The organism is Thiolapillus sp. (genome assembly GCF_048562965.1).
GTDB lineage: Bacteria > Pseudomonadota > Gammaproteobacteria > Chromatiales > Chromatiaceae > Thiolapillus > Thiolapillus brandeum_A.
Genome location: NZ_JBHNMF010001459.1, coordinates 1 through 617 on the forward strand (window position 1 = coordinate 1; position 617 = coordinate 617).

Annotated in this window: 1 protein-coding gene; it reads left to right on the plus strand. The window is 56.9% G+C overall.

Going from position 1 to position 617, the window contains the following annotated elements:
- Positions 1-602, plus strand: a 602-nt coding sequence (tnpC, locus tag ACOCD2_RS24925; RefSeq protein WP_293675593.1) for an IS66 family transposase, incomplete at its 5' end; no start/stop codon positions are given.
- Positions 603-617: the final 15 nt, after the last annotated feature.

Genomic DNA, 617 nt, shown 5'->3' on the forward strand with positions numbered 1-617 from the left:
CCATCACCCGCATCGGCTGCTGGGACCATGCCCGGCGCAAGTTCGTCGAAGCAGGCAAAGCCGCGCCAACGAAAAAGAAAGGGACGAAAGTCAGCAAGGCCGACGTGGCCATTGGTAAGATCCGCAAGCTCTACGCCATCGAGAAGCGGATCGAAACACTGCCGGCGGAAGAAAAGACCCGGCAGCGCCAGCAGCTGGCGCAACCGGTACTCGATGACCTTAAGGCCTGGCTGGAGAAAAACAGCACCCGGGTGCCCAGGGACAGCCTGACTTACAAGGCCATACAGTACACGCTCAACCAATGGGATCTGCTGACCGGCTATTGTCAGGATGGGAAACTGCACATCAGTAATGTCCTGGCTGAGAATGCCATCCGGCCTTTCGCGGTGGGACGCAAGAACTGGCTCTTTGCCGATACCCCGCGGGGTGCCAAAGCCAGTGCCACTGTCTACAGCCTGATCGAGACGGCCAAGGCCAATGGTATAGAACCGTTTGCCTATCTCAACCATGTGCTACAGCATATTGGGAACGCCAAGATGGTTGAGGACGTCGAAGCCTTGCTACCCTGGAACACCTCCCTCAACAAGATGCAAAAGGGTTGATTCTTTGGCGCTTAC